Origin of the sequence: Pyxidicoccus fallax (assembly GCF_012933655.1) — a bacterium.
Taxonomy (GTDB): Bacteria; Myxococcota; Myxococcia; order Myxococcales; family Myxococcaceae; genus Myxococcus; species Myxococcus fallax.
This window is the reverse complement of sequence record NZ_JABBJJ010000005.1, coordinates 1-7232: the sequence shown is the minus strand read 5'-3', so window position 1 is coordinate 7232 and position 7232 is coordinate 1. Positions and strand designations below refer to the sequence as shown.

8 protein-coding genes are annotated in these 7232 nt (G+C 67.3%); 1 reads left to right on the top strand and 7 read right to left on the bottom strand.

The genetic code is table 11. From position 1 onward, the window contains the following. Window positions 1–205: 205 nt before the first annotated feature. Window positions 206–1843, bottom strand: coding sequence for an SGNH/GDSL hydrolase family protein (locus tag HG543_RS01770; protein WP_169342876.1), 1638 nt, complete (start codon window positions 1841–1843; stop codon window positions 206–208). Window positions 1844–2108: 265 nt separating this feature from the next. Between HG543_RS01770 and HG543_RS01765 the strand changes: the two genes are divergently transcribed. Then, window positions 2109–2426: a hypothetical protein gene (locus HG543_RS01765; RefSeq protein WP_169342875.1), complete on the top strand. Its 318-nt coding sequence runs from the start codon at window positions 2109–2111 to the stop codon at window positions 2424–2426. Window positions 2427–2457: 31 nt separating this feature from the next. On the opposite strand, the gene HG543_RS01760 is transcribed toward HG543_RS01765, so the two are convergent. The 6 genes from HG543_RS01760 to HG543_RS01735 all read right to left on the bottom strand — a co-directional run bounded on the left by HG543_RS01760 (window position 2458) and on the right by HG543_RS01735 (window position 7168). Continuing rightward, window positions 2458–3441 (bottom strand): hypothetical protein, encoded by a 984-nt coding sequence (locus tag HG543_RS01760; protein WP_169342874.1) that lies wholly within the window; start codon window positions 3439–3441, stop codon window positions 2458–2460. Window positions 3442–3460: 19 nt separating this feature from the next. Beyond that, on the bottom strand, window positions 3461–4900 hold the full coding sequence (locus HG543_RS01755) for a hypothetical protein (RefSeq protein WP_169342873.1): 1440 nt from the start codon (window positions 4898–4900) through the stop codon (window positions 3461–3463). Beyond that, window positions 4900–5241, bottom strand: coding sequence for a hypothetical protein (locus tag HG543_RS01750; protein ID WP_169342872.1), 342 nt, complete (start codon window positions 5239–5241; stop codon window positions 4900–4902). The genes HG543_RS01755 and HG543_RS01750 overlap by 1 nt, the downstream gene beginning before the upstream one ends. Further along, on the bottom strand, window positions 5234–5629 hold the full coding sequence (locus HG543_RS01745; protein WP_169342871.1) for a hypothetical protein: 396 nt from the start codon (window positions 5627–5629) through the stop codon (window positions 5234–5236). Before HG543_RS01745 ends, HG543_RS01750 begins: the two co-directional genes overlap by 8 nt. Before the next feature lie 88 nt (window positions 5630–5717). Then, window positions 5718–6479: a hypothetical protein gene (locus HG543_RS01740; RefSeq protein ID WP_169342870.1), complete on the bottom strand. Its 762-nt coding sequence runs from the start codon at window positions 6477–6479 to the stop codon at window positions 5718–5720. Between the two features lie 56 nt (window positions 6480–6535). Next, window positions 6536–7168 (bottom strand): glutathione S-transferase family protein, encoded by a 633-nt coding sequence (locus HG543_RS01735; RefSeq protein ID WP_169342869.1) that lies wholly within the window; start codon window positions 7166–7168, stop codon window positions 6536–6538. Between the last annotated feature and the right edge of the window lie 64 nt (window positions 7169–7232).

Below are 7232 nucleotides of genomic sequence, written 5' to 3'. Positions count from 1 at the left end.
CAGTCCGGGCCGCCTGTCTCACCCCGCCGCCCGGAAGGCAATCCCGGGCGGCGGGTTCGACTCCCGCCGCCTTCATATTCAGAAAGCCTGGCAGGTAGAGGAATTCGGCCAGGGCGACGTGCGTCCATTTGGCACGCTTCAGGCCGCACGCCCTGGGGCCTTCGGGTCCTCGCTGCAATTCACGCTGAGGTTCTGGACGTCGGTATTAATCAGGGAATGGCTCACTCGCCGGTAGCGGCTCCGCATCCGGCGCGAAGCCCGGCAGCTCCGCGTGCCAGGAAGTCCCCTGGCACAGCTTCCCGTACACGGGGTCGCCTTCCGGGATTCGCTTTGCGTCACATTCGGTGTCCCGGATGTGCTCGAAGAGGTGTCTCGCGATCGACGCCTGCCCGCGGATGTTCGGATGCATCGCGCCGATCTTCTGTCCCATCATCCGAGCCGAGTCGCGTACGGTGTTGATCCACCGCACGATGCCCTTCGGAGTGTAGAGCCCGGGCGCACAATACCCATGGCGCCTGAACTCCGCGTCGATGCCCTCCACCTGGACCGCCCCCAAGGCACCGGCGAAACGGCCTGTCATCTCCTTCAGGGGGGCGGCGACCTCGGCGTTGATCTTCTCGAGTTCGGGCTTGTCGATCTGCCAGACCCTCCCGATGATCCAGGCCGAAGGCAGGAACGTAATCTTGCCCTTGCCCGGGGCGCAGTCGTCCTTGAAGTCCTCCTCGGAGGAGCCCTCGGTGCCAGGGGGCAGCCGCCAGAGGTTCGTCGGATTGGGGTACTCGGAGAGGAGAATCTTCGTCTGCTCGGGGGAAATTCCGGACGCGTCGAGCTTCTCCCTCAGGTTCCGGGAGTACTGATCCACCGTTGCCAGGCCGGGCCTCACCCTGACATCGATGACCTCCGCCACCTTCTTGACGCTTCCGAGGGCGGCGGCCTCCACGATGTCTGCGAAGCCGATGTCATTCCCCCCCGCCGACACCGTCAGGAAGTCGGGGGTGCGCTTCGCCTTCGCGAGAGCGTCCTTGAGTTCCTCGACCTGCGGGCGGAGGTCTGGCTTGGACTTGGGAGGGATGGCTCCCGCGTACCCTTCGACGATACCTTCCTTCAGCCTCGCTCCGGAGCACGCGAAGGTCAGGTGGGTGACCGAGACATGAGGATTGACTCGCGCGTACATCAACGCCGCGAGGCCGGGGGCCGAGAACAGTGAACGGTGGCATCGCTTGTCCATCCACTTCGCGTTGGCCCACCGCCAGATGTACCAGCCGCGGTACTGGCGTAGGTCGGGTACCCCTTCACCCGCGGCGTAGGAATCTCCCAACGAGGCGATGAGCACATCTCGCGGGTGCACCTTCGTCTGGCGAGTCGTCCCGTCGCCGAGGCGCACTTCCACCGCTGTTTCGCCACGGGACACCTCGACGATGTGAGCCGAACAGGGGCCCTGGACGGCGTCGTGTCCGCCGACCCGCCACTCACACGTGCCCGCGCCTGGGTAGCTGAGCTTCACCTTCCACGACTCAACGTCGAGGTAGCCGTCCCGATACCTGGCCGCCGACTCATCCCAGTACGTGCCCAGCATTCCTTCGTTATTGATCTGCCTGCTGACGTTGTTGAAGTAGAACGCGAAGCGCCTGAAGAGCGCGTCGGAACCTCCCGGGTCCGAGACCAGCCGGAACCGATCGACGATTTCCCAGGCAATTCCACTCGCGTCCGCGACGGGGGCAGGTGGTGCCTCGAATGCGGATACGGTTTCCCGTTGGGTGGGTGCATGCGCCCGACAACCGAGCATCAGCGTGAGAGGAAGAAGGAGGATGACGTTGATGGCGCGGTGCGTGGCATTCGTCATGGATGCCAGTTTAGCCAAGCCATTCACTGTGAGTGAATAGACGCCCGCGTCTGGACTTCCTTGTGTCCGGTTCTTTGCTCACAACAGGAGCGCACCGCCTCCACCACGTGAGCGGCGGACCGTTCCACCTCGCGCAGGGGCGCGCAGCTCCCCCGGCGCGCCGGCCTCCAGGAGCAGGCGAATAGGTCCCCTCCGTGCGGAGGCCGTGGCGCGGGGTGACGGGAAACAACGGCCCCGCCGGTCAGGTGCGGATATGCTGCGGCGTATGGCCCCCGTCGCCCCGCTTGGCAAGGACCGTGTGCTCGCGTTGCTGCGCGCGGGCAGGCTGCCATTCTCCTTCGGCTCCCCGCACCCCAGCGTCGCCGTCCTCGAGCAGGACGGAGTCTTCCGGCTGCGGGAACTGGTGGTCGACCCCGGTGAAGCCGACGCGGCCGCGAAGGTCTCCATGGCCGAGCGCGGTTGTTGGATGCCTGAGCAGTACTACGCCCTGGGCAGGCCGACGGGGCGCGTGTTCATCGAAGCGCCAACGCTCGACGCGCTCGCCGAGAAGGTCGAGGCGTATCCATGGCCGCGGGAGTGGTGACCGTACACGAAAGCGCCTTCCCACCCCGGATTCAGGGCACCACCCGCTGCACGCGGGCCACGGATGGGCCGACGAGGCAATGGATGTGGTGCGTGCCCGGACCGAGCGAGGGCTTCGTGCCCGCGAACGGATCGAGCGTGAAATGCGCCTCCACCTCATTGCCGGGAGCAAGCTTCGCGGGGGTGTAGACCGGGACCAGCACGACGGACTCGCGAGGCTGTTGCCAGCCGCTCTTGAACATCAGGAACGTGACAGGGATGGAGGCGGCGGGCGCGGGCATGCCGGCCTCCCTGCTTTCGGGAATCGTCCGCAATTGCTCCGCCGAGACCGCGACCCGGAGCGTGCCGTGGAGCGGGTGACTGTCCGGTCCGAGCGGACTCGCGGCCATCGCGATGGCCACCCCCCGCCCCGCGAGCGCGGGCGAATCGGGTGTTCTTGCCCAGGCAGACGGATCGCTCGGAGTGGCGCGCGTCGTCCCGACCGTGCTCGGGGCCGGCTCATCGCCGCCGTCGCCGTCGAGCTCGACGACCACCGTGTTCGAGGACTGGTCACCCCAGAGAAGCGTCAGCGCCCACGTCCCCCGGCGCCACGGCAGCGTCAACACGGCGCGAGCGTCGATCGGATCGACTCGGGTGCGCACGGCCGTGGCATGGGTACCCTCTGGCGCGGGCGGCCGTCCCGGCGGGGGCGGGTCGAACACCTTGCCCGCTGGCGGGGCGAACGCCGCTCCGACGAGCGCGTGGCCCGTCTCGAGGTGCACCGCGGCCAGGGTCGCCTCCTCGAGCGGGAACTCCCAGTCACGAAGCGCGGTACGCGAGCCGATGACGATCACGGGGAGCTTGCCGCGATCGAGCCCCACCTTCGCGGGCGCGGCAATCGCAATCCCCCTGAAGCCCAGCGGGCGCAGTCCGCGCATCACGCGCAGGACCGCCTCTTCGTCGAAGTCGAACAACACCGGGTCGTCGGCCGATAGGAGGCTGCGAACGAGCTCGGAGGGAGTCGGGGGCACCGGCATCTTCGTGGCTCCTCGCGCTTCAGGCGGACTTCATCTTGGTCATGTCCTGCCCCAGGAGATAGGGCCGGCATGTCGCGCAGAAATCAATGTAGCCCGCCGAGTGGGCGCGGTGGAACATCACGCAGATGCCCGAATTCCAGGCGTACTCCTGCTGCCCGCTCACGTCCACGAGGACGCCGTCCGTGTCGCCCGCCGCGGTGTGGCAATGGGGGCCCTGCCCCCCTCTTCCCGTGTAATAGCGCGGGTGCGCGACCAGTCCCGCGGGCTGCTCGCCAGGAGCCGGCGTCTGTCCGAGCGAATGGCCGATTTCGTGGACGATGATTCCGTTGGCGTAGACGGCCGTCACGCCATTGCGAATGACCACGCTATGGGGACCGAAGCTCCAGCCTTTGAAAGGCCCCGTGGCGGAGCGCAGGGTGAATTGCACGCGCACCGGGGCCACCGTTGGGTCGGGTGCGCCCACCGGCAGCACGAGGCGGATGTAGCGGGTGCGCCTCTGTGGATCGGGCGCTCCGGCGCCGCGAGTCGGCTCCAGGACGAAATCGTCCGCGCTCAGGGCACCCGTCTGGCTGCCCACGCTCCAGGTCCCCTCCACGAAAAACGAGCGGTTGGTGACCGACGGGTTGATGATGGAGCGCTCCAGCAGGAGCTCGGTGGAGCGCTGAGTTACATCCTGCTCGTGTTCGATGAGCTCGGCCGCGTCGAAGTTCGCCCCGGCATAGATGATGTGGGCCTCACGGTCCCTCGGCGCGGAGCCTCGGGCGCTTTGCTGGAAGCGCGCGGCGAACGCGTCCTTGTTCTCGGTGGAGATGAGCAGGAGTTGCTCGTCGTTGAGGGAGCCCGGGTAGAGCATCCAGCCGGGATAACGGACCGCGCCAGCGACATCGCCGTCCTGGAAGGAGCGCGTCGCCGTGCGCTCCATCTCCACGAAGACCCTCTCGTAGGGCCCGTGGTCCGGCGTGGTCCCCTGTTCGGCCGCGGGGTGGGAGATCTGGTAGAAGATGCGCCGCCAGACTCTCAGCTCCCCGGAGTCGGTCGTCATGTCGTCCGCGGTCAGCCCCGCCGAGACGATGAAGCGGTCGCCACCGTATTGCGACACGCGGAACTTGATGGTGGCGACACCGAGCGAGTTCGTCGTGCTGACCGCGGTGTCGGTGACCTGGTAATTGAGCAGGGACCAGAAACGGTTCGTGGTGAATCCGGCCTTGATCGACTCGCCGAGCCCGTTCCGAAAGTGGCTTTTCGCCATGAAGGACCAGTGGACATCGACCCCGGCGGTCGCGGGCGTCACCTGGGCCTGCACTTCGACGACCCTGCCGAACGAGTCGTCCTGATCTGCCGGCAGGTTCACGTACTGGCGGCGAGGGATGTTCGGCGACGAGATTCTCACCCGGCGCCGGACCACGAGGACATGCTCCAAGCCCGACGCGAGGTCTTCGACTTCATCGGCATTACGCATCAGCCTGATTCCTCTGGTGGCTCGTTGGCGCGAGCGCTGCGTTCGATATCGGGGAAGCTCACCCGACAAGCGCCGGGCTCGAACCCCTGGACCCAGACACCGCCATCGACGTCGAGATCGCCCTCCTTGACCGACCCATCTGGCAACCGCAGTCGATAACGCTCCCCCTTGAGGGGCACACCCTGGTCGTCGCGCAGAACGATGCGAATCCAGTCCTTCTTCGCCTTGTCGATCACCGGCCTGGCGAAGGGACAGGGCTGCACGGCGGCGCCGACGGGTTGAGCTGGCAGGCCCTGCTCGGCGTCGTCGTGGGCAGCGAGAAGGCGGTCGGCGTCACCCATGTTCGGCCTCCGGTGGAAGCTTTCGGTCCGCCTCGCCCAGGTGCTCCATGGCGCGCACATAGAGCAGCCGGATCCGCTCCCGCTCGCTGATCCCGCTCTCCTCGCGGAGAATCTCGCCTGCCCAGGGGAGGCTCGGATCCATGTCGAAGTCGCGCCCGAGCACGAACATCAAGTCAATGTATTGACAGACCTGTCGCTCGGCCGTGATGCCATAGGCGCCGGCGCGCGCGATACCGTGGCGGATGTCGCCGCGAACCTGCGCCTCACCCGCTGCCTCACAGGCCTCCGGGAAATGTCGTTGCAGATGCGACTCCACCCAGGCCTCGAACCGGCGTATCTGCACCTTACGAAGAGCGCTCAACTGGGCGTCGCGAATGATGGGCGACATGGTCGCTCAAAGCGTACTGCTGGGCTCCGAGTGGAGGCAACTCGTGTCACGGATTGGGTGGATGGGGACAGGGGCACGCGGCGGGCCCTCAGGGCGCGAGCTCGAATTCCTTCTTCGTCCCCGTCTGCTCGAGGCCTCGCGGCGTGAGTTGGAAGACCTCTGCTTTGAAGCGGTGGTTGTCCGGGCCGGACCCGCGCCTCAGCGCCAGGAATCCCACACCGCCACGTTCGTTCAGGGCACCGAAGAGCGAATGGGTGAAGTCCGTCGCCCAGGTCTTGATGGGCGCGCGACGGAGCCTGCCCTTCGCATCGAGCGGGAAGATATAGAAGAAGCGAAGTCTCGACGCGGAGCCGGAGACCGAGCCCAGCCCATTGGCCAGCACGAGATAGCGCTCGTTGTCCCGCTTGAGCTCGAATGCCTGGTGCCCGTCTTCGAGCCACCCACCGAAGGGGTCGTCGGGCGCCTCCACGCGAAAGACCTTCCCTCCAACGGTGAAGGTCTCCCGCTGTTCGTCCGTGCCCTGATGGCGGACGTCATACCGGTAGGAATGGGGTCCCGCCTTGACGACCAGGGCCCGGCGCTCGTCAGGCGTGTCATAGCGGAGGGCTTCCCCCGTCGTGGGCAGGCAGGTGATGGTGAGGCCCGCTCTGCTGAGCAGCGTATCGGTGGCCTTGCGCATCGCGGCTTCCCAGTCCGAGCTTTGAGCGCAGTCGGCCGGGTACTCGAAGCGGCTGCCCGACACCGCGTGGTGGGGCGCGGATTGCGCGTCGGCGGCCGTGTGCGAGAGGCCCGTGCATACCGCCAGCAGGGCTGCGGCGCGTATTACCCACAATGACGGACGAAGTCTCATGTGCATGGGTCCAGCATGGAGGCGGAAAATGTCCGCATGCCGCGCGACTACAGCGCTCAGTCCGCCGCGGCGAAGTGGGCGAGCTGGTCCGCGTGCGCCTTCCGGAATGCGGGGCGGGCGGTGGCGCGGCCGACGTAGGCGCGGCAGGCCGGGTGCGCCGACAGCCCGTCGAACCGGTCCACCAGCCGCAGCACGTCGGCCATCAGGATGTCGGCGACGGAGAAGCCGCCCGCCAGCCACTCGCGCCTGGCCAGCACCGGCTCCATGCGGTCGAGGCGGAGCTTCAGGAAGTCGTCGAACGGCTTCGACGCCGCCTTGTCCGCCATGCCGAACTGGAAAAACGACCAGGGCAGGCTCGCCATCTCCACCGAGTTGAGGGCGGCGAACAGCCATTCGATGGCCTCGGCCCGGCCGCGCGGCTCGGTCGGCATCAGTGCGGGGCTGAGCTCACCCAGATGCAGCAGGATGGCGCCGCTTTCGAAGAGGGAGATGTCGCCGTCCGTCAGCCACGGGACCTGGGCGAACGGCTGGTGCGCCAGGTGCTCGGCCTTGCGGTCGCGGAAGGGCGTGCTCTCCACCCGGTAGGGCAGCCCGGCCTCCTCCAGCGCCCAGCGCACGCGGAGGTCGCGCACATAGCCGCGCGGCGGATTGGGGACCCAGTCGTAGGTGGTGAGGACCAGCTCGGCCATGCGGCGCTCCCTGAGTGAAGGCTTGAGCATAACCACCGCGACGCCCCCCGGTCATCCGATACCC

What these genes read in the sequence shown, in the direction of transcription:
- HG543_RS01770 (WP_169342876.1), bottom strand. Translation starts at nt 1,843, where the DNA reads ATGACGAATGCCACGCACCGCGCCATCAACGTCATCCTCCTTCTTCCT.
- HG543_RS01765 (WP_169342875.1), top strand. Translation starts at nt 2,109, where the DNA reads ATGGCCCCCGTCGCCCCGCTTGGCAAGGACCGTGTGCTCGCGTTGCTG.
- HG543_RS01760 (WP_169342874.1), bottom strand. Translation starts at nt 3,441, where the DNA reads ATGCCGGTGCCCCCGACTCCCTCCGAGCTCGTTCGCAGCCTCCTATCG.
- HG543_RS01755 (WP_169342873.1), bottom strand. Translation starts at nt 4,900, where the DNA reads ATGCGTAATGCCGATGAAGTCGAAGACCTCGCGTCGGGCTTGGAGCAT.
- HG543_RS01750 (WP_169342872.1), bottom strand. Translation starts at nt 5,241, where the DNA reads ATGGGTGACGCCGACCGCCTTCTCGCTGCCCACGACGACGCCGAGCAG.
- HG543_RS01745 (WP_169342871.1), bottom strand. Translation starts at nt 5,629, where the DNA reads ATGTCGCCCATCATTCGCGACGCCCAGTTGAGCGCTCTTCGTAAGGTG.
- HG543_RS01740 (WP_169342870.1), bottom strand. Translation starts at nt 6,479, where the DNA reads ATGAGACTTCGTCCGTCATTGTGGGTAATACGCGCCGCAGCCCTGCTG.
- HG543_RS01735 (WP_169342869.1), bottom strand. Translation starts at nt 7,168, where the DNA reads ATGGCCGAGCTGGTCCTCACCACCTACGACTGGGTCCCCAATCCGCCG.